At 51.6% G+C, this 23,293-nt stretch carries 10 protein-coding genes; 5 read left to right on the top strand and 5 right to left on the bottom strand.

The window, feature by feature from the left end; all coding sequences use genetic code 11:
• Positions 1-18: 18 nt before the first annotated feature.
• Both L6475_RS01355 and L6475_RS01350 read right to left on the bottom strand, forming a co-directional pair.
• Positions 19-2,271 (bottom strand): hypothetical protein, encoded by a 2,253-nt coding sequence (locus L6475_RS01355; RefSeq protein WP_237821766.1) that lies wholly within the window; start codon positions 2,269-2,271, stop codon positions 19-21.
• A 70-nt stretch (positions 2,272-2,341) separates the two neighbouring features.
• A complete protein-coding gene (locus L6475_RS01350; protein WP_237821764.1) occupies positions 2,342-4,336 on the bottom strand; it encodes an OPT family oligopeptide transporter in 1,995 nt (664 codons plus the stop codon).
• Positions 4,337-4,693: 357 nt separating this feature from the next.
• Here L6475_RS01350 and L6475_RS01345 point away from each other — a divergent pair, with 357 nt between their 5' ends.
• The 3 genes from L6475_RS01345 (at position 4,694) to L6475_RS01335 (ending at position 18,010) form a co-directional block, all read left to right on the top strand.
• On the top strand, positions 4,694-5,737 hold the full coding sequence (locus L6475_RS01345; protein WP_237821762.1) for a hypothetical protein: 1,044 nt from the start codon (positions 4,694-4,696) through the stop codon (positions 5,735-5,737).
• 108 nt (positions 5,738-5,845) lie between these two features.
• Positions 5,846-11,362, top strand: coding sequence for a leucine-rich repeat domain-containing protein (locus tag L6475_RS01340; RefSeq protein WP_237821760.1), 5,517 nt, complete (start codon positions 5,846-5,848; stop codon positions 11,360-11,362).
• A 12-nt stretch (positions 11,363-11,374) separates the two neighbouring features.
• A complete protein-coding gene (locus tag L6475_RS01335) occupies positions 11,375-18,010 on the top strand; it encodes a carboxypeptidase-like regulatory domain-containing protein (protein WP_237821758.1) in 6,636 nt (2,211 codons plus the stop codon).
• Positions 18,011-18,090: 80 nt separating this feature from the next.
• Here the strand turns inward: L6475_RS01335 and L6475_RS01330 are convergent, their stop codons facing one another.
• The 3 genes from L6475_RS01330 to L6475_RS01320 all read right to left on the bottom strand — a co-directional run bounded on the left by L6475_RS01330 (position 18,091) and on the right by L6475_RS01320 (position 21,424).
• Positions 18,091-19,248, bottom strand: coding sequence for a MalY/PatB family protein (locus tag L6475_RS01330; protein WP_237821756.1), 1,158 nt, complete (start codon positions 19,246-19,248; stop codon positions 18,091-18,093).
• Positions 19,249-19,250: 2 nt separating this feature from the next.
• Entirely contained in the window at positions 19,251-20,096 is an 846-nt protein-coding gene (locus tag L6475_RS01325; RefSeq protein ID WP_237821754.1) for a DUF3737 family protein, read from the bottom strand.
• A 164-nt stretch (positions 20,097-20,260) separates the two neighbouring features.
• The gene (locus L6475_RS01320) at positions 20,261-21,424 is read right to left on the bottom strand and encodes a glycosyltransferase family 1 protein (RefSeq protein WP_237821752.1); all 1,164 of its coding nucleotides are present in this window, start codon (positions 21,422-21,424) and stop codon (positions 20,261-20,263) included.
• Positions 21,425-21,523: 99 nt separating this feature from the next.
• On the opposite strand from L6475_RS01320, the gene L6475_RS01315 reads away from it, so the two are divergent.
• Together L6475_RS01315 and L6475_RS01310 are read left to right on the top strand one after the other, a co-directional pair.
• Complete coding sequence (locus tag L6475_RS01315; protein ID WP_255777740.1) at positions 21,524-22,312, top strand: polysaccharide deacetylase family protein; 789 nt, start codon at positions 21,524-21,526, stop codon at positions 22,310-22,312.
• A 12-nt stretch (positions 22,313-22,324) separates the two neighbouring features.
• Positions 22,325-23,263 carry a glycosyltransferase family 2 protein gene (locus tag L6475_RS01310; protein ID WP_237821748.1) on the top strand — a complete coding sequence of 313 codons (939 nt, stop codon included), beginning with the start codon at positions 22,325-22,327 and terminating at the stop codon, positions 23,261-23,263.
• Positions 23,264-23,293: the final 30 nt, after the last annotated feature.

Raw genomic sequence — 23,293 nt, 5'->3', positions numbered from 1 at the left:
TTTATTGAAAAAAGGCTCTTAACGCACTAAAATTTTCCTTCCATCACAGATGTAAACACCTGATACAGGATTAGTTACAACTCTTCCACTGAGATCACGCATTTTCCCGTCGTGCAACTTGGTCATGCGGTTTTCTTTTGTCTTAACTTCCTGAATAGCAGCAGGAACGAGAACTTCTGAAAAGTCCATGCCATGCCCTAAATAATAGCCACCGATATTGTTGGGCTGGTTGTACCCCACCTGCTGATGAATGGTCTGCATAAAATAGGTGTGGTCTGACATCAGGTAGGGCAGTTTATAGGCTGTGGGATACCAGGTTGAGAACACCTTCAGGTCTTTCAATTTGGTCTGGTCGGGCAGTATAATCTCTTCGCGCCAGTCGCCAAGGAAATCACCATACCATCCCACGTTACCTTTAGTACCGTTGTTCATGCTCATGTCGTATCTGTACATGGTGAATGTGCGACCATTAGTGAAACTATGAATCACGCCTTTCTCGTTGATGCCCTGACGCAGGAGTGTACCGTCAAACCAGATGCCTGCCGCACAGCTCACATCGTTGCCTTTCATGTTCACTCCTGTATTGTTGCCGCCCTGATCGAAAAGGTCGCCCTGATAATACCAGAATTCATATCCATCATGATTCGGATCGATGTCGGCTACCATGCAACGTCCCATATCATTAGCGCTGGAGGCGTCTTTTTTCCAGATTAACTTTCCGTCCTTGGCATCGTGCAGCGCCACCATGGTCACACCGCTTTCCAGACAGTGATACACCTGCAAGCCTTCACGGTCTGACAGGAATCGGCCCACATGGTTGGCATCGCCATGACCGAGGCCGGTAGTCCACAATCCGGTACCATCGTCGTCAAAGGCAGCCGAGCCATACATTATTTCATCTCTGCCGTCACCATCAAGGTCGGCCACATTGAACGAGTGATTTCCCTGTCCTGCATAGGCGCTATTTGCCTTACCGTCCTTATTGGTCTTGGTGCCGCCGGCTGTCTTGGTATCAAACTTCCACATACGGGTCAGCGAACCTTCCAATCCTTTCTCTTCATCAGGAGTACGCGAATATTCCCATCCTTCTGCCACGGTACGGCCATAGACGCCACGTCCCAGGAACACCTGCATGGTACTGTCGCCCTTGAATGAAGCTACGCCCAGGCGCAGGGAGTTGGCACGCTTCCAATAATCATCGCCCCACGACTCGCTATTGGTCTTGTAGTTGCTGACCCATTGCTGCTCGGTCTGTCCTTCAGGGCCACGGGCTATGAAGTTGGCCCGTGCCAGCTCTTTACCCGTCTGTCCATCTACAACCGAGAAAAATTCCGGACCGCCATAGCCATTGCTGCTATCGCCAGTATAGTGACCGGGCCAGCGACTGCGGTAGTCGGTGACGCCGTCATTGTTCGTATCGCCTATTTCTTTACCATCTCCGAACACCGTTCCTTCACCAGTCTTGGTAACAAACTCAGCGCAGCCATCGCCATCCAAATCGGCCACAGCGAAATTAGAGCTGTTGCCCAGAATGATGTTCGGTCCCGACTTCACACGCCACAGGAATGTGCCATCAAGTTTATAGGCATCCCATATCACACAGTGACGAGCCCGCCTGTCGCTGCTTCCGGCTCCAGTTCCGTCGCTGATACAATTGCCGTTGGCATCATAGACCGAAAGCAGACGCTTCACAATGACCTCCATCACTCCATCGCCATCCAAATCAGCCACAGTGCAGTCGTTGGCCTGATATTTTATCACGTCAACATCACATACATCGTCGGTAGACTGAAGGGGGATTGACACGTAAGGCAACTTCTTACTATTCCAATTCTCGTCAACAAGCAGGGAATCGAGCGCAGCCTCGCGTATGGCCACTTTCTCCTCTTCATCGGATATGATAAGTTTTGGACTGGAGTCACCAAAGTAGTTGCCGTCCAACAGATAATATACCCGACTCATGGTGGGCGCAGTAATCTGAATACAGGTGGCATCCTTCACCGGCTTCGCCGTGTTGCGCGACATATTTCCCGTGAACTTGTCGGCGGCACGACTGTAAACCAGGAACGAAGTGTCCCACGTGTCGGTGGGCAGCATGCGCCAACTGATGAGCAGTTTGTCGTTGTGATTCTTGTACTCGCCCAACGAGGCATCCGTCTTAATATTGATGGATGCCCACATGCCACGGCCTTTAAAATTCTGGGTTGGAAGTTGGGCAATGGCTGTCGTTGACAGAGCAGCCATTGCCATCCATAAGAGATGTTTTTTCATTATAGCAGTAGTAGTCTTAAAATAATTTTCTGAGTAAAAAAAGCGCTGTGCTTAGCGAAGATAATGGTTATTATCCTTTACTTACCTTCGTAGCCTTCACGAAGTAAACCATCAGCAGGATATAAGCCACCAGCGCACACACCTCCGATAACGGATTGGCCAGCCAGGCCTCGTCGATGGGATTATAGCCACCGAAGCGCAGCAGCGCACTCACCACACCCATCAGGGCACCACCGGCAATGAAGCCAGAGGCTATCAGTGTACCTTTCTCGCCACGGGCATCATTCTCTGCCTTGTTCTTTGAGCGGGTAGTGACATACCAGTTGATGGCGCCGCCCACCAGCAAGGGAATATTCAGGTCCAGAGGAATGAACATGCCCAGAGCAAAGGCCAGCGCAGGAATCTTCATCCATGTGAGCACAATGGCAAGCAAAGCACCAATGCCATAGAGCAGCCAAGGAGCACCGGCACCATTCATCATCGGTTCTATGACAGCGGCCATAGCATTGGCCTGTGGTGCCACGAGGTGTCCTTCCTGATTGGGGTCAAAGCCATAGGTTTTATTCAACAGCATCATCACTCCACCCACGGTAGCGGCACTCACCAGTGTACCCAGAAATTTCCACTGCTGTTGTTTTCTGGGGGTAGAACCCAGCCAATAACCTATTTTCAGGTCGGTGATAAAACAACCAGCCATCGACAGAGCCGTACACACCACGCCACCCATAATCAGTGCCGCCAGCATACCGCCAGAGCCATTCAGACCCACGGCAGCCATCACCACCGAAGCCAGGATCAGGGTCATCAGCGTCATTCCCGACACAGGATTTGAGCCCACAATAGCAATAGCATTGGCAGCCACAGTGGTAAAGAGGAACGCAATCACCGTAACCAACAGAATGGCCACCACGGCAAACAGCAGGTTGTGCATCACACCCAGCCAGAAGAACACAAAGGTGATAGCCAGAGCGGTGATTGATGCAATGCCAATAAACTTAAACGACAGGTCAAGTTCTGTTCGTTTTGATGTCATTGCAGCGCTTTTTCCACCTTTCATCTCCTTTGCAGCCAGTCCCACGGCATTCTTGATGATACTCCACGAACGGATAATACCAATGATACCAGCCATCGCTATACCACCGATACCGATACTACGGGCATAGGTCTTAAAGATTTCCTCGGCCGACATGGCATTCACGGCAGTTGTAGTTTCCACGCCGCCCAGCGTCAGGGTCTGATCGCCGAAGATCAAAGCCATGCCAGGCACAATGAGCCACCATACAGCCACCGAGCCCAGACAGATATACATGGCATATTTCAGACCGATGATATAGCCAAGACCCAACACGGCTGCCGAGGTGTTACACTTAAACACCAGTTTCGTCTTGTCGGCCAGCACCTCGCCCCAGCCAATCATACGACTTGTCACCGTCTCGTTCCACCAACCGAAGGTAGCCACAATAAAGTCATATATACCGCCTACCAGTCCTGCCAACAGCAATGGCTTGGCCTGATCGCCCCCTTTCGAACCGCTCACCAGCACCTGTGTAGTAGCTGTTGCCTCGGGGAAGGGATACTTGCCGTGCATTTCGCTCACAAAATATTTACGGAAGGGAATCAGAAAGAGGATACCCAACACGCCACCTAAAGCCGAGGCCATAAACACCTGCAGGAACGAGGCAGACATCTCTGGATACTTGGCCTGAAGAATATAGATGGCAGGCAGGGTGAAGATGGCACCGGCCACCACAGCCCCCGAACAGGCACCTATGCTCTGAATAATCACGTTTTCGCCCAGTGCCTTCGAGCGTTTGGTCAGGGTAGAGAGTCCCACAGCAATGATGGCAATGGGGATGGCTGCTTCAAACACCTGTCCTACTTTCAATCCTAAGTAGGCGGCAGCAGCCGAGAAGAGCACAGCCATCAGCACACCCATGGTCACCGACCATGCGTTTGCCTCAGGATATACCCCCTTTGGCGACATCAGCGGTTCATACTGTTCGCCTTCGTTCAATTCACGGAAAGCATTCTCAGGCAATTGACTTTTTATTTCAAATTCTTGCATCGTTCTGTTGAAGTTAGTTTAACAATTAAAGCTTAGTGTTAGTATTTAGCTGCAAAAGTACACAAAATGCTATAAACATCAAAAGAATATAAAAACAAAAATCCACGAAAACGTTAACGATGTCTATCTTTTATACACCTATCTCTCACAATTTTTCACCACAAACAAACTCTCTCCCTATAAAGTCATATGTTATAAAGTCATGTGTTGGACAGTGTTCAACAAAATGATTAATAAAGGTTAATTATCGAACAATTTTCTGACACATTCATCTAAGTTTTATTGTTTTTTACTATTTTTGAGCACTACAAAAAACTCTGGGACAAGATAAACAAAAAACTTAAAAATTAAAATATCATGACATCTACCCAATCTATTACTGCAGCCATTCTGTGCTGCTTAAGTCTCGTTTATTCTATTGAGACAAGTGCCAATTCGTGGCGTGTGAACTATGACAAGCGTGCAAATGCCGACTTTCAGGACCTGAACGCCGCAATGACTGACGGCCGCGTCGTCAACGGCGACACCCTCTACATGGACAAGGGCTGCACCATCTCCTCGCAGCAGACCATCTCAAAGACCGTCACCGTCATAGGTCCGGGCTACTTCATCGGCGAGAACGATGCCGACGAAGCCTACTTCTCGAACACCATCTTCATCGAAGCCAGCGACGTGAAGCTCACCGGACTGCACACCAGCAGTATCGAGGTAAGGGAAAACGATGCCGTGATAGAACGCTGCCGCGTGACTGGCTATATTGCTGCATCACAGGGATACGAAAATGACAATGCATCGATTTTCTCGTGCTTTATCAATGGATATGTCGAAGGGCAGGGTGCCAATGGAGCCGACGAATGGAAGATTCTTGGCAATATATTCTATGCCCAGAATCCTTCATTCTACAATCTCATAAGTAATTTTGATAATGTCCTTATTGATCATAACACCCTATATTATTTTAGAGATGCCTATACCAGCATCATATCAAGCGTATTCAACTCTACCATAACGAATAATATAATCGTGTGCGACCATTATACTGTTAGCAATATAGCAAACACTTCTGTTGAGAATGGAAACAGAATTTCCCATAACATTTCAAATAAAGAAATTAATAATTCAGATGTTAATCCTAACAACATACTGGCAGACATTAAACAAGCCACCATTTTCAACGAGAACGGAGAACGCGATGCCAATTATATAGAGGCTCTTCCCACTGAATGGATGACCTATGCCAGCGATGGTGGTTCCGTAGGTGCTTTTGGCGGTGCCTATCCCTACGTGAAGAACGGCTATCCCCTCTACGTCCCCCGTTTCGAGAGCATCAGCGTTCCCTCTCAGCCCGGCCAGGACGGCAAGCTGCACATCAATCTCGTGATCAAGAACCAGAATAAGTAAGTCCCTGCCGACTAATAGATTGCAGACTATCAGACATTTAGGCTATCAGTCAGATAAGACTATTAGACATTTAGACAAGACTTATTCACCAAAATAATAGACTCGGATATGAAACATCTGAAATACAAATGCCTGCTGCTCTTGATGGCCGCGCTGTGTAGCATAGCGGCGAGGGCGGTACAGATAGATGGTATATACTACAATTTGTATAATTATTTAAATGGTCAGTATATCAATTACGCCCATGTAACCTACGATAGAAACAATAAATACACAGGCGATATCGTTATTCCGTCTTCAGTGACTTTTAACGGTAACACCTACACAGTTATGGCTATTGATAGTTGGGCATTCCAAAATTGTACTGAACTGACAAGCATCAAAATGCCTAACACGATCACAAAATTAGGCTCAAGTTGTTTTGAAGGCTGCACAAGCCTTAAATCTGTCACTCTTTCCAATGCTCTCACTTTGATTGAATATCACGCTTTTGAAGGATGCACAAGCCTTGAAAGCATATCGTTTCCATCAAGTTTGAAGGAAATTGGTTATGACGCTTTTAAAGGATGTAAAAAATTAAAAATTGCTCCTTTACCTTCTGGTTTGGAAAAACTTGGAAGTAGTGCTTTTGAGGGTTGCTCAAGTCTGGAATCTGTTTATATACCCACAGGTATTACTTATTATTATTATGACACTTATAGGTATTGTTCTAACCTAAAAAGTATTGTTGTCGATTCAAGTAATCCTAATTACGACTCAAGGAATAATTGCAACGCTATCGTGGATAAAGCGACCGACAAGATCATTCAAGGCTGCAACAACACTGTCATTCCGAATGGCATAAAGGGATTCTACTCATCTTATGTCTTCCAGGGAATGAAGAGTCTAACCAAGATTCACATCCCCAGTAGCATTGAAGAAATTCCTACAAGCCTATTTGCCGATTGTTCAGCCCTGAACGAAATAACTGTTGATGCCAATAACCCCAAATACGACTCCCGTAACAATTGCAACGCCATTATCAACAGCGATACGAATGAACTGATTCAAGGATGCAACAACACGAAGATTCTCGAAGGGGTTACATCAATAGCCAACTATGCCTTTAAAGGCTTAGACAAGCTTTCTTCTATTGAGATTCCTGGTAGTGTTATTCATCTGGGCCATTACACATTTCAAGGATGCACATCTCTGAAAAGCGTTATTATGCACAGTGGATTACAAACAATCGGTTCCTACACTTTTGAAGGTTGTTCAAGCTTAAACTCAATCTTTCTCCCAAACACCCTGACATCTATTGGTGCCAATGCATTTTCCGGGACAGGATTGACTTCTATTAACTTCCCGAACAGTCTGGAGACAATATCTCATTCTGCCTTTGCCCGTTGCACAGGATTTACGAAGCTTACAATTCCGGCTAATGTCAAAACCATAGGTGTATCAGCTTTCGGCGGATGCTACAATCTGGAAAGCATCACTGTCGATGAAGGCAACGAGTACTATCACTCTCCCAACAACTGCAACGCCATTATCGAGAAATCCACTAAAACGCTTCTTGCGGGCTGCAACAACACTGTGATGCCAGACGATATCAAGTCTATCGGACAAGCCGCATTCCAAGGCTGCAACAGTATAACTTCCCTTGTTATTCCTGCTGAGGTTATGAGCATTGGAGCCAATGCTTTTGCCAACTGTGCAAATCTCACCGATGTCTACATCCCTGGTAATGTTTCCACTTTGTATGGTTCTACCTTCTCTGGCTGTCCCAAGCTAAAGTTGCTTGTTTTGCCGCCAAGCATCACAGTACTTTGCGGATTCCCTACAAATAGTCCACAACTGAAGGACATATACCTTTATGCAGAACAAATCCCAATCATAGATTCTTACTTAAGCATGCCTATTATCGATGACCTTTATTCTTTTTTTGAAAACACAAATGCCACGCTGCATGTGCTCTCATCGGTCATCGATACCTATCTTAATAATGTATGGGATGAAGAACAAAGAGCACGAATCGTAGCCATTACTCCAGAAGCAGCCGACGAAGGAAATCTCATCTACTATTATGACAAAGGCACGAAGACAGCCACGTTGATAGGTTACGATGAGGAAGCTGAAAAGATGGATTTTTGGCAAATTCCAGAGACTGTTACACACGATGGAGAAAGCTACACTGTTACTGCCGTCAACTATAGCGGATATCCTGAACTGACGGCAGTCAGCATTCCCTCCACGGTGCGCAAAATCGCTTCGTCGGCTTTTACCAAAAGCAATAATCTTCAGAAAATTATCATCCCTGATGTGTCAACATGGTGCGCCATTCCTTTCAGCAGCAATAACCCCTTATCAAAAGTTGGCCACCTGTATACAGACTATGATACGGAAATAAAGGATTTAGTCATTCCAGAAAACGTGACTTCCATTAATCAATTCACATTCTACGGAGGAAAAGGGTTCACTTCACTAACCATCCCAGAGGGGGTGACGAACATTGGCAACTATTCGTTTGCCAACTGTTCGGGCTTGAGTGCGGTATCTATACCTAATTCCTTGACTTCCATCGGGTACTATGCTTTTCAGAATTGTACCGGACTACCAGTGGAAAACGGTATAAGATATGCAGGCTCAGTTCTGAGCGAGGTGACAGATAAGAGCTATTCACACTATACCATCAAGAATGGTACGCGGTGGATTCTTGATCTGACATTCCAGAACTGCTCCAACATGAAGAGTGTGACCATACCTGAAGGTGTCGCCTACATTCAGGGCAGCGTCTTTCAGAATTGTACGAGCCTGAGTACGGTCGTCTTGCCACGCAGTCTGAAAAAAATAGGTTCTTCTGTTTTCTATGGCTGCACCGCGCTTAGAAGCATTGAGTGCAAAGGCGATACTTCTATTTTCTCGGGAAGTACATTCTTTGGAGTAGGCACAAAGGAATCACCTGTAAAACTATTGGTTCCTGAACAATATAAAGATCAATATCAGGCACTTATCGACGAAAATGGAAGTATTGAACGTGGCTATTTTACTATAGAGACAGTAGACAATCGTACACTTGCTTATGCCGAGTACTTCGTCAACACAGATTCTGGCTTAGGCAAAGCCAGGGCAGTGCAACTGAAGGTTGACGAGGACGGCAACACCGACTTCGACATTCCTGCCTCTGAGTTGCGCTATGGCCTGAACAATATCGGTATCCGACTCATCAGTACTCGCGAGGACGGCACTGTGGCATTCTCGCCGACCGTTCAGAGAAGTGTATATCGCTATCATGCCGAGGATGCCCACACCACGGGAGTGGAATATCGTCTGAACAAGGGCAAGTGGGTCTTCGTGAGTGCCGAAAGTGATGAGGTGAGCTTCGACATCGACCGTGGGCAACTGCATGATGGCATCAATGTGCTGGCCCTGCGCGCCGTCAGCGAGAACAGCGAGACGGGCACTACACGCGGTGCCATCCATTACCAGTATATTTATCGTCCTGCTGCCGACGGGCAACGTGACATTGAGCGGATAGAGTATTTCTGGGATGAAGACCCGGGCAAAGGAAATGCCACGCCTATCACATTCCAGACTGTGAACGATTCGGCCATTGTCAACTGTGACATCAACTATGCGGGACTTTACGGACCTCACGTGCTCTGCATCCGTGCACAGTCGCATGGCATTTGGTCTACACTCTATCAGCAGGCCGTCATCCTTCCGGCCGGCATCCTCTCGGGCGACATCACCCTCGACCCGGACGTGGAGGAAGATGCCGCTGGCGGCGTGTTCAACATGCTCAGCACACTGCTCAGTGCACTGAGCACGCGCGGCTTCGACATAGGGCTGAACGTCAACGTGGCCGACGCCACCTATAACCTGCAGATTTCAGAGCAGGCAGTAGCCGTCATCCAAGCCCTCTATCAGTATTTACTCAATACCGACTTCTACATCAGCATGAAGGCTCCCGAGTCGGCAACGTTCAACTTCATCGTGCCGATGGATTTCCTTGCGGCACACATGAATGAGATACCGCAGATCGTGGCGGCCGTGCAGGCCATGTTCAGCCATATCGTGACGGAGAATATCACCATTCTCATCAACGGCCAGACCTACAAGTACAACGGTTTCCAGGTGGAGCCCAACGACCTGCTGGCACTGAAGACGATGTACAACCGACTGGGCGGCGACGAGTGGACGCAGAAGAAGTGGACCTTCGCCAGCAACGGCCGCAACAAGGCGGAAATGCCCGGCGTAGAGTTCAACGATGCCGGACGCGTGACCAGCATCGACCTCTACAACAACAACCTGAAAGGTGAGCTCGATACTGATTGGGAACTGAACCTCCCCTACCTCACCTATCTCAACCTGTCACAAAACAACATTGAGGGTGACCTCTCGCCATTCCTGCGCTACTGCAGCAGCCTGAAATCGCTCTACATGAGCAACAACTGCCTGACAGAAATATCTGACACACTGCCCGGCAGCCTGCAGACCATTGACCTGCAGTATCAGTTCAAGAAGAGCTTCTCGAACAGCGAGCTGAAAGATTCCTATCTGGCCCAGCAACAGCCGCGCCGTTTCTATATCAGCAATCATCAGACGCTGGCACTGCCATCGCTGTTCACCTACAACCATAAGTACAAGGACCACAGCTCCACGCCTATGGTCTATCTGCTCGACAGCACCAGCAATCACAACTCATTTGCCTACTACACCAGTCAGTACGGCTTTGCATGGAAGTCCGGCAGCGAATACACCGACGTGCAGGATGCCCGCTATCTGGCTGAAATCAGCGGTGGCTCTCTCAACATCAACGGCAGTGTCATACCTATGTACGTGCGCTACGTAGAAGGCGATGCCAATATGACGGGTGCCACCGACGTGCTCGACGTGCAGCACACGCTGAATCGTATTCTCGGAACAGCATCGCCCTTCAACCGCTCGGCTGCCAACACCTACGCAGACGAGGTTATCAATGTGCAGGACATCGTCTGTACGGTGAACATCGTGCTCAATCAGCAGAACACCCGGGCCAGAAGTCTGAACCGTGCACAGGCCACTGATACGCAGGCATGGCTCTATGCTGCCGACGGACAGCTCAGGCTGGCATCGACAGTGGAGGTGGGTGCCATCGACGTGGAGCTGCGCGGGGTGAACACCTCGCAAGTAAGCCTGCTGCTCAACCACAGCCGGTTCCAGATGATAGGCCGCAACACGGCGGAGGGCTCGCGCTACGTCATCTTCTCGCCCACGGGAGAGATGATTCCTGCCGGAGAGGTGACCGCTCTGCTGAAACTGTCGGCACAGGCAGAGGTAGTTGCCGTGCAGGCTGCCGACAGCCTTGCCGAAGAGATGAGCATCACCGTGGGACAGGAGCCCACAGGCATAGCACAACTCATGGACGGCACGCTGGCAGCACGCTTCCAGGGCAACCGACTCATAGTGAAAGCGAACCGACAGACAGAAGGGCTGACACTACGCCTCACCTCGACAGGCGGAGCAGTGGTCTACAGCACAGTCCTCACTCAGCCCCTTCGCGGAGAGACTGCCCTCACGGTGAACATAGCACCCGGTGTCTATCTCCTTGAGATGACCACTGCCGACGGTGCTCGTAAGATTGTAAAACTGATGAAAAGATAATCTCAGACAGTTATGAATACACATTATAATATATATACACGCGCGAGACAGCACGCCCTTCGGCTGCTGCTCTTCGCCGTGGCTGCCGTATTCACAAGCAGCATGCAGGCACAGGAGCCTGTGAACGAACTCTCGATTCCCGACTTCGAGGGCCGCATCAACAAGACGGTGAGCGTACCCATCTACCTGAACAACACACAGGAAGTGGTGGCAGCACAGTTCGACATCGAGCTGCCTTTCAACGTGCCGGCCGATGGTGTGGCCACTCTCACCAACCGCGCTAACCAGCATTCAGTGACCGTCAATGCCAAGGGGGGACGAAAGTTCACGGTCGTCATCATGTCTATGCAGAACAATGGTCTGCGCGGCAACTCGGGACTGTTGCTCCGCATACCCATGCAGACCTACGACGACGGTAATACGGCCACACCATACGCCGTCAATCTCAGCAACATCGTACTTTCCGACCGTCAGGGCAACAACATTGTCACCGGCGGCGGTAAAGCCACGGGACACTTCGTGGTGAGCCGTGCCGACCTGCCCGACCTCATCGTGTCATCAGTGACACCCACTGTCACCGAGGTACAGCCCGGCGGTACATTCAACTGCATCTACACGGTGAAAAACGACGGAACCGGCAACACCCGTGCCGGATGGAGTGAGAAAGTCTATCTGGAATCGGCACTGACAGGCGTGCGCACTTTTGTTGGCAACGCCTATCACAGCGACTCGCTGAAGGCCGGAGCCGAAGTGACGCGTAAGTTCACTACTTATCTCCCCACATTGCCCCATGCCGACGGACAGCAGTATGTATATGTAGAAGTCACTCCAGACCCGCTGGCTGGCGAACTGCTTGTAGACCAAGGCAACAACAGCCGTCGTTCTGAACAGACCGTCAGTGTGGGAAAGAAACTCTTCGCATCGGTCAACAAGCAGAACGTGACCGAAGGATACACTTACTATAGCTACTATTATTCCAGCCGTGACTATATCACGCTCACGGTGTCGCGCTCAGGCGACTGGTCTACCGAAGAACAGTTTCCCCTGACCTGCTCTGTCAGCGGACTGCTCTCCATGAACAATGCCATCCTCTCTCCTGCCACACCACAATGGATCGTCATACCGGCAAAGGCTGCCGGCACCACCGTGCGCATCTATGCCGTCGACGACCAGATAGTCAGAGCACGCGAAGCCGATCTCATCATCGGCGAGAGTAACGGCTATAACGCACAGACCATCCATGTCACACGTACCGATAACGACACCGACCCGCTGACGCTGAAGACATCGCTGCAGCAGATGACAGAAGGCAAGGACCGTCAACTAGTGCTCACTGCTACCCGTGGCGGCGAAATGGCAGAAGCGCTGGAACTGAACATCAACTGCTCGCAGGCCGCCCGCTTCACGCCCGCCCCCATCAAGATGACGATAGAGAAGGGGAAAGCCTCTGCAACAGCTACACTGACGCTTATCGACGACGACACGCCACAGCCTGACATGACGGCCCGTTTCAGCACCTGGGCCACCGACTATCAGTCGGCCTCGACATCTGTTTCCATCAACGACGATGACCGTCCCGCACTCACACTGACACTCTCGCCTGCTATTGTTTGCGAGAATGCCGGTTCTCAGGCTGCCACAGCCATCGTCCGCCGCGACCGCGGTGCCGACAAAGACGGCATGCTCAGCGTACGTCTCAGTTCAGCCAGCGAGTCGAATGTCTATTTTGCCGACAAAGTGGTGGAGTTCAGAAAGGGTGAAACAGAGAAAGAGGTAAAGGTGGGTGTCACTGACAACAGCGCCGTCGACGGCCAGCGACAGTATAGCCTGTCTGCTGCCCTATACCTGCCTTCGGCCAACACCCATGCCGCCGGCAGCGACCGTGCCTTTGCCACGACACAGCTAACGGTGACCGACGACGAGTCGCCATACCTCACCGTGACCTCACGCAGCAGTCTCGTCGCCGAGGGAAGCTCGTTCACCGCTACCCTCACCCGTTATGTGGCTACGGCAAATAATGCCGTGACGGTGAACCTCAGAGCCGATAATGCCGCCGACGTGGTGATTCCGTCTACAGTAACCATTCCTGCCGGCAGCCGTTCGGTCAACTTCACTGTCCAGGTGAACCGCAATGAGCAGCAAGACGATGAGCGCATGCTCTTCATCAATGCCAGTGCCTCCGGACTGGCCTCCGGACAGCTGGGCGTGCGCATCACCGACCGCACACTGCCCGATGTTGCCTGCTCTGCTCCCGGCTACGACGGCACGCAGCTCTATTCGGGCATGGAAGCAACCTTCTCTCCTGAAATTCTGAACGTGGGTACTGCCGAACTGCCGGCTGGCGTGCAGATAGACTTCTTCCTGGCACCCAGCGACCAGCTGTACAGCTACACCCGCACCACACCGCTATTCTCGGTGCATACCAACGCTCCTCTCGGCATTGCTGAGAGCAAGACGTTCCAGTTCACCGGCACGATGCCCGCTGTCGTAGGCACCTATTGGCTCTATGCCCGGGTGAACAGCGACAACAAAGTGAATGAGTACAGCACGGCCAACAACGTGAGCACTTCGCCAGCGAAAATGACGATAGCCGCACCTTTCAGTGTTGCTGAACTGAAGGTGGAACGCGAGTCGTACCTGCCCGGCGAGGCTGTGAAGGTGAGCGGACGTGTGACGACGAAGCAGGCCAACGGACTCAAGAACCAGTATGTGAGTGTCACGCTGAGCGGTAACGGACAGAGCAGCAAGTCGGCTACAGCCCTCGTTGACGAGCAGACGGGCGACTTCACGGTGTATCCCGTGCTCAGCTCCTCGGCCAGTGGAATAGTGAATGTCAAAGCCCGTGCCTTGGGCCAGACCGAAGCCGACAAGACAGCGCAGCTGAACGTATGGAGCATGGCTCTCACCGCCGACAAGACCACGTGGACGATTGACGAGAATTATCCGCAAGATGGTGTCATCACCCTGCGCAACCATTCCGGCAAGACGGTCACTGGACTGGCCATCAGCAACAGTGCCCTGCCTTTCGGTTGCGAACTGAACACGCTGCAGCTCTCAAAGACAACGCTGGAGCCGGGAGCATTCACCACGCTCTCCTACCATGTGAACGGCACGAAGAGCATGACCAGCGGACAGTATGCCCCCATCACCATCACCGTGACCAGTGCCGAGGGTGCCGTGGCCGAACTGCCTGTTCGCTACTATTGCCGTGCCACCGACAGCAAGCTCTCATTCACTGCTTCCGACCTGAAGCAGACCCTGTTGCTCGACTCTGAGCGCTCCATTGCCGTGAAGGTGACCAACCACGGTCTGAAAGCCTCTGGCGACATCAGCCTCATCGTACCTTCCGACCTTGACTGGCTGGAGTGTCAGACGGCCTCACCGATGGCTTCGATAGCTCCTGGCGGCGGTTATGCCTATATCTACTTCAAGCTGAAGCACAAGCCTGGCATGCATAGCGGAGAGACCTTCAAAGCCAATGTCTCGCTGAATCCTGCAACAGGACAGGCCATAGGCGGACAACTTGAAGTGAAGATTGTGGGAACCGAGTATTCCAAACTCGATGTCAACGTAGAGGACATCTTCGTGAAAGCCCGCCGCGAGTACAAGCATGTCAGTGCAGCACAGGTCACGGTGACCGAAACGCGCACCGGGCGACAAGTGATGACGGGGCTTACCGACGGCACCGGACATTGGATGACAGACCGCATAACGCAGGGTACCTATAATGTCACCGTCTCTGCCCTGCGCCACAAGACCATCCGTCAGACCCTCGTTATCGGACCGGGCGACGAACAGCACATGTCGTTCTTCCTGCCCTATCAGGCCGTTGTTACCGACTTTGTGACCAATCAGGCCAACGACGGTACATACACCATGACTTCGACGATCGACATTGACCGCACGGCACCGCAGGCCATCGTCGTTCCCACACTGCCTGAAAACGGTTTCGAGTGCGGCACACAGGACTTCGACCTCGTGCTCACCAACCTCGGCTCGTTCACAGCCGAGAACGTGTCGCTCGTGTTCCCCCCGATGGCCAACGCCAAGTTTACCGTCGGCACAATCGGCTCAATAGCTCCTGGTGGAGAAGTAGTTGTCCCCGTACACTACGAAGGTCCCGAACAGGGCAGACGCCGCGCCATTGCTACCATCCTGATGTACTATGGCTTCAGTATCGGTGGCAGCTACTACTCCGAGAGCGACTACTATCAGTCGCTGGTGGGATGTCTGACGAGCGAGCAGCCGCAGCCGCCGGTGGTGGAGCCCGGACAGCCAACGTTACCTGACGACGACACACCAGACAATACTGATGACGGCAGCCGGAACGAGGCCGAGCCTGAAGGTCCGTCGGCCAGCACGGCCCTGCCCACGATGAACTCGAGCGTCACGTTGCAGTTCGACGACATCAGCCGCGTGAACATAGGTGAGCCCTTCTACGCTACCCTGCACATCATCAACGGCCAGGATGCAGCCTTGCGCAACATCGTCTTCAGCCACACGGTGAGTGACGAAAGCGACGACTACGAGACAGACATGACCGTCCTCTTCGGCTGTGAGCAGACAGAGGCTGAGGGCTTCGGCAGTCAGAGCGGACAGTTCACGCTGGCCGGCCGCAGCGAAGGCTTCCTACGTCTGATGTTCACCCCCACCAACCATGTCACTGCCGACGGAAAGCACCTCTATTACATAGGCGGACGCCTCAACTATACCGACGCAGCCCAGAACTTCGGGCTGTCGGTGATGCTGCCGCAGATTGCGCTTACCGTCAGCCAGAAAGGCGAAGCCAGCATCGTCTACCTGCTGCAGTCCGACTTCCTGGGCAACGACACCACAGCCGAACAGCACATGACAGCCGTTCCGGCACAGCACGTGATGCTGGTGCGCAATGAGGGGCAGACCGATATCAGCAGTCTGCAAATCAGCAGCGACGAGCCTACCGTCGTGACCAACAAGAGTGGCGAGGCAGCCACCCTGAAGATGTTGCATGCCTCTATCGACCGCCAGCGCACCAACGAGCAGTTGCTCAGCCTTCGCAGCGACACTCTGAAAGCCGGTGCATTGGCCATTGGCCGGTGGGTGATGCAAAGCCAGAGCGACAGTCATCTTGCACAGAGCGACAGTCTCGCGCAATCGGTAGTGGCCCAGGCCGATGGCGAACTGAAATACACCGTGACCGGCATTCACAAGCTGTATCGCGCCGTGAAGAACATGTATGAAACCGACGGCACACAGGCCGACGACGAAGCTACCGACCAAGAGGTGTTACTCTCAGACCTGAGCCAGGCCGAGGTGTTCCTGCTCGACGACGAGGAAGACGAAGACCGGCTGCCCGACAACGTGCTGTTCGGCAATGGCGAAGAGACCTCGTTACATGTCATAGGCAGCGAGAATGTGTCTGTGGGCGGAGCCGGCGGCACGTTCACCCTGACCGTCAACAGCGAGGAGGCCGGCTGGATTTATCTGCGGGTGGGCGACCTCACAAATGGTTTTATGAACTTGCATGAGGCAAAGCGCGGAAATACCGTAATGAGCCGTGCCAACGTGTGGGTGACCGACCACACGGTGCTCAACGACTACACCTCCGTCAGTGAGTACACCCTGCACCTGGCCGACTCGGTGCCTGCCGGACAGACCACCTATACGATCGTCTATGCTGAGCGTCCCGGTGAGGCTGTGCATCCCATGAACTGCCGTCTCTACACGGCCAGCGGTGCTGAGGTGCATGCCGGAGAGACAACCACCGAGCGTGTGGTGAAGGCTGTCGTGGAGTTCACACGCAACATACAGTATCTCTACGTGAACCGCGTGCCTGTCTTTGCGGGCGGCCAGCAGCAGAGTGCCGAACTGATCGACATCGAGCCGGCCAGCGGTCCTGCCAATGTGTGGACCATCAACATGTCGCGGCTCGAGCCTATTCCCGGCCTGCACAGCATCTTCATCGACGGGGCATCGTTCAAAGAGCCCAAGCCCAACAACAAACGCTATGGCGAAGGCACGCTCAACATAGAATGGACTGAGGACATCACCGCCCAGCTGCCCGTGGTGATTGAAGTAGCCACCGGCGACTCCACCGGCTCTGTCAGCCATAAGAGCGGCGACTATGCCTACGGTGTGCTCACGCTGAAGGCTGCCGCTGCCGAGGGCTATCAGTTCGACCACTGGGAGGCCGACGGACAGCGCATAGAGGAAGCCGGCGAAGAGCTGGCCTACGACGTGCAGCGTGCCGTGACGCTGAGGGCCTACTTCACAAAGCGCCTCTACGAGGTGAACATCGTGTACGACGAAGAGCAGGGCATCGTCAGCGGAGCTGCCGCCGGTTTCTATGAATATCGCAAACCGCTGCGTCTGACGGCCATTGCCAACGACGGCTATGAGTTCGTGCAGTGGAAATGGAACGCCGATTCGGTGACCTCACAGCAGATAGATGTCGTGGTGACAGCCGACTGCACCTATACCGCCATGTTCCGTAAGGTGGAGACAGCCATCAGCGACTTGCGAATGGAACACGCCCCGTCCACGGCTATCTTCAGTCTCAGCGGACAGCTGTTGCGCCGCGGTGTGACCAACATCAGCGAAGAGCTGCGCTCACTGCCCGAGGGTCTCTACATCATCGGCGGACGCAAGGTGATGAACAGGAGACGATGACATAACGGTACGATAAGTACATACAAAAAAAGTGATGTTGCTCAGTGCTTGGGCAACATCACTTTTTTTTCCTGGAAGCTTTACTTAGAAACGACTCCGGCCATCCGTCGCAGTCCCTCCATAAGCTGGGCGCGCGGACAGGCAATGTTGATGCGAATGTATCCCTGACCCGACCGGGACCCATACATCGTGCCGGGATTTACCCACACGCGGCCCTCCTGCAACAGCCGCTCGCAGAGCGCGTCAACATCTTCGTTGAGCGCACGACAGTCAACCCACACCAGATAGGTTCCCTCAAGGGGCATCACCCGAAGGGCAGGCATATGCTCTGCAACAAAATTGCAGAGAGCGTGATAGTTTCTTGACAGATACTGGTTCAGCTCGTCGAGCCACTGTTCGCCCTCGTTGTAGGCTGCCTTTACGGCCACCGGACCGAACACGTTGACATCGCACACCTCGTTGATATTGATGGCACGATCCAAGCGGCGGCGCTTTACAGGGTCGGGGCAGATGATGTTGGCCATCATCAGTCCGGCAATGTTAAACGACTTAGAAGGTGAGTTCAGCACCACGGCATCGGTATCGACTGTTCCCATAGGCACGAAGGTGAAACCAGGCATCACCAGTTCGCAGTGAATCTCATCGCTCACCAACGTCACCTGATGCTTCTTGCAGATATCAGACATGCGCTGCAACTCTTCACGAGTCCACACACGTCCTGTCGGGTTGTGAGGATTACAGAGCAGGAACATGGTGGTTTTCTCGTCGGAACAGATGGTCTCGAACTCGTCCCAGTTCACCTCGAAACGACGATGGCCTTCGTTCCACAATAGTGTAGTCTCTGCCACCTGACAACCGTTGTTGCGGATAGAGGAGAAGAAACAGTTGTAGTCGGGCGACAGGATGAGCACTTTTTCGCCAGGCATAGTGAAAGCCTTCACGGCTACCGACATGGCCGGCACCACACCTGTGGTATAGAGGATCCACGAGCGCTCGATGGCCCACTGATGGCGCCGTTTGAACCATGAGATGACGGCTTCGTAGTAATCGTCCTGTACATGGGTATAGCCAAACACCGGATGGGCAGCACGCTGCTGCACGGCCTTCTGAATGGCAGGAGCCACGGAAAAGTCCATATCGGCCACCCAAAGGGGAATAACATCCTCTTTGTCTGTTTCATCCCACTTCACGCAGCCTGTGCCGCGTCGGTTTATTAAGCTGTCAAAATCGTACTTCATCCTTAATTTCTTGTTTCAATCACGCAGTTGGCAGGCTGCTTGATGTTCTCGTCGATGGTGACAGAACCGATAGAGTCGGCCACAATATGACCACTGGTAGGATTCTTGATATTCTCAATATGACCAGTGATGTCGGCCTGCACATCGCTATATTCGAACACACGGTCGCAAGCCTCATCGAAAGTACAGTTCTCCAACACCAGCTTGTCGGCATAGCAGAGCAACTGTTCGCCAGCCAGACGGCAGTTCACCAGACGCACGTTCTTTGAGTGCCAGGCCAGATACTCGCCATCCAGATAGGAATCGTAGATGGTAATATTCTCGCACTCCCAGAAAGAGTCCTTTGTCACGATATGGGCATTGCGAATCTCAACATTCTTACAGTACTGGAACACATACTTTGAATCGGCCTTCAAGCCGTCAATCTTCACGTTCTCACAGAACATAAAGGGATAGGTTCCATCGTGCAGCTCAAGATTCTTAGCCTCGATATTGCTGCAGCGCCAGAAGGTTTCATCGGCATCGTTGATAACCACGTTCTCCAGTTTCATGTCGTGCATCTCGCGGAACATCTTCGGTCCGTCAATACGGGTGTTGGTCATCACCATATTGTCGCTGTACCACAAAGCCGAACGGGCACCAGCATCAAACTGACAGTTATTGATTTTAAAGCCATGAACATGCCAGAAAGGATATTTTCCCCACAGATGACAGTTCTCGGCTTCGATATTAGAACACTCTTTAATAGCACTTTCGCCCTCACCAATAGTAACTTCTTCCAATCTCAAATTGTGACTTTCGAAGAGGGGGCGCTCCCCTTCGAAATGTTGCTTAACAATTACATCCATTAAACTTATTATCCATTATTAGTTTTCGGATACAAAAGTACTGATAATTAATTGAATAATTATTATATTGCAAGAAAAATTAAATTACTTTATTACTGCAATAACATTATTATGAATTATAGCTATAATTTCCAAAATTTTAGCTATAATTGCGAAAATTATAGCTATAATTCTGCGTAGAGGTCAGCAAACTGAGAGGCAGCATTAGTGTTTTTGAAGCGCAATATATATTCAAAACTCTGCTGAATACGCATCTCTCGCTCCTCAGCTCCTCGAAGAACACGAAGAAGACTGTTGGCCAGTCCTTCCGCATCGTCGGGATCTACATACTGGCTATGCGGACCGCCGGCCTCTTCCAGACACGAGCCAGTGCAGGCCACAACGGGCAATCCCATGCGGATGGCTTCGATAATGGGTATGCCAAAACCCTCGTAACGGGAAGGATAGACAAAAGCCTCGGCCTGAGAATAAATGGCTGGAAGATCGGCATCGGGCACACCATGAAGGAATGTCACACGATGGGTGAGGTGCTCGCGCTGGGCCAGACGGACTATCTGACGGGCATAGTCGGTGGGACGCCCCACCAGTATCAGACTCACATCGCTGGGCAACCAGTGAAGGGCTTTCGCAGCCAGCATCGTATTCTTACGCTCTTCAATAGAGCCCACACTGAGCACATAGCGCTCGGGCAGCTCATACTTGTTGCGCACACGCTCCAGTTCAGCAGCATCGTCAACCCGACTGAAACGAGTGGCACAACTCTGATAGATCAGGTCGATACGTTCAGTAGGTATTCCGCCCAACTCGCTGATATCGCGACGGGTGCATTCACTGATGGCTACGATACGGTCGGCCTCGCGAAGGGCCTGAAAAAACTTCTGCTTGTAGATTTGCACATCAATCCAGTTGTAATATTCAGGATGTCGCATAAAGATGAGATCGTGAATAGTGACAACGGTCTTGACACCAGCCTTTCGAATACCAACGGGCAATTCACCCGAAAGGCCATGAAACACTTGAATACCATCGGCTTTCAATTGATTGACGATGCCCCGCGAACGCCAATAAGCCTTGCGTACAGCAGCCAAGGGCACCAGACTCAAAGCCTGGGGCATGCAGCTATTGTCGGGATAGACAAAATGCAGGCGGTTACTTTCAGGCACCTGAAGACGGAGGTCGTCACGCCCCTTGTCGGGCGCATAGAGGCGAAGGTCGAGTTGTTCAAAAGCAGACAAATCGGTAACCAACGTTCGTCCGTAACTGCCCAATCCAGTGCCGTTGCGCACAATGCGTTTAGCATCCAAACCAACAATAATCGGTTGTTTCATGGCACAAAGTTACAAAAAAATATCATTCATCTTCAATAATCAATGATGAATTGATTCCTTATTGTGAAAAAATTAGTAATTTTGCGCACAGTTAATACAATAAAAAAGATGATTCTACTGAGTTTTGACACAGAAGAGTTTGACGTGCCCCGTGAACATGGCGTTGATTTCTCACTTGAGGAAGGAATGGCCGTATCGCGTGAAGGCACCAACCGTATTCTCGATGTTCTGAAGGCAAACAACGTGAAAGCCACATTTTTCTGCACAGGCAACTTTGCCCGACTGGCGCCAGACGTGATGCAGCGCATTATGCGTGAAGGACACGAGGTGGCCTGTCACGGCGTTGACCACTGGCAGCCAAAGGGCACCGACTTCGTTGAATCAAAGAAAATTGTTGAGGAGGTGACAGGCATCACCGTCTATGGATACCGGCAGCCACGCATGTTTCCCGTCATAGAAGAGGAAATACGCAAAGCCGGCTATCGCTACAACTCGTCCCTGAACCCCGCCTTCATCCCCGGCCGATACATGCACCTGACGAGTCCGCGACGCCCGTTCATGAAAGACGGCGTGCTGCAGATTCCCGCCTCGGTAACCCCTTGGGTGCGTTTCCCATTGTTCTGGCTGGCCCTGCACAACCTGCCACAGTGGCTCTACCACATGCTGGTGAAGCGTACACTGAACCACGACGGTCACTTCGTCACCTACTTCCACCCATGGGAGTTCTACGACCTGAAGGAGCATCCTGAGTTCAAGATGCCATTCATCATCAAGAACCACAGCGGACGGCAGATGATGGAGCGACTGGACAGCCTCATCAAAATGCTGAAACGAGGCGGACATGAGTTTATCACCTATACAGACTATACTAATCGGTTCAATTCATAAACATTCAACTACATGATACGTTTAGCCACTGTTTCACCCTGCTACAACGAGGAACTGGTTTTAGAAAGCTCAGTAGGCCGACTGACAAGTCTTTTCAACGAGCTGATAGCCAAAGGAAAAATCAGCGCCGACTCGATGATGGTGTTCGTCAACGACGGCAGTCGCGACCGCACCTGGCAAATTATTGAGGAGCAACATACAAAGAACAAATTTGTGAGAGGCATCAACCTCACTCGCAACGTGGGCCATCAGAATGCCATCATGGCCGGTATGATGACTGCACGCCAATGGGCCGATGCCGTCATCACCATCGATGCCGACCTTCAGGACGATCTAAACGCTATCGAGAAAATGATTGACGCCTTCGATGAGGGTAGCGAGATAGTGTATGGCGTGAAGGTACAACGAAAGGCCGACCCACTGCTGAAGCGTGTATCGGCAGAAGCTTTCTACAAGCTTCAGGCATCAATGGGCGTGGAAAGCATCATGAACCATGCCGACTTCCGACTGATGAGCCGACGGGCTCTCGACCTGTTGTCGCAATACGGAGAACGCAACCTCTATCTTCGCGGACTGATTCCACTATTGGGACTTCAGACGGCACAGGTAGATGACGTGATCAGCGAGCGAACAGCCGGAGTGAGCAAATACACCCTCAGCAAGATGCTGACACTGGCACTGAACGGCATCACATCGTTCTCCACCAAGCCCTTGTATTTCATTGTGTACATGGGCATGTTCTTTCTCTTCATCAGCTTCTGCATAGGCATCTACGTAATTCATGCTCTCGTTGCCGGAACGGCAGTACCAGGATGGGCATCTCTCATTCTAAGTATCTGGCTGGTAGGCGGTTTTATACTCATCAGCATCGGCACCGTTGGTGTGTATATAGGCAGAATCTACTCTGAGGTAAAAGGACGTCCGCTATACAATATCAAGGAGGTGATTTGAGAATTGAGAATTGACAATTGACAATTGAGA

This window comes from Prevotella sp. E9-3, assembly GCF_022024015.1.
Classification (GTDB): domain Bacteria; phylum Bacteroidota; class Bacteroidia; order Bacteroidales; family Bacteroidaceae; genus Prevotella.
The sequence above is the reverse complement of the archived record's forward strand: the minus strand, read 5'-3'. Positions and strand labels throughout refer to the sequence as shown.